Genomic DNA, 252 nt, shown 5'->3' on the forward strand with positions numbered 1-252 from the left:
GACCGGCGCGCCGGGCGAACAGGGCGCCGTGGTCTTCACCCGCACCCGCCGCGCGGTGCAGGAGACCATAGTGCTTGAGGAAACCCTGGTCCGTTCGCTGGACTCGCGCCGTCTGGCCGCAAGCGCCGCCGCCTTCGATGGCGTCTTCTCGGCCCCCGCCGTCTATCGCCGCAAGGACAAGTCCACCGACATCCGCGGCCCGCTGGACCTGCTGAACGCGGTGCTGGACGCGGGCAAGAAGGGCCTGTCGAT

At 70.6% G+C, this 252-nt stretch carries 1 protein-coding gene; it reads left to right on the forward strand.

What is annotated here, in order from left to right; genetic code table 11:
* The coding region (locus CVH10_RS22705) for a hypothetical protein (RefSeq protein WP_219925026.1) at positions 1–252 on the forward strand (252 nt) is incomplete at both ends.

The organism is Halomonas sp. ND22Bw (assembly GCF_003011945.1).
GTDB lineage: Bacteria > Pseudomonadota > Gammaproteobacteria > Pseudomonadales > Halomonadaceae > Halomonas > Halomonas halophila.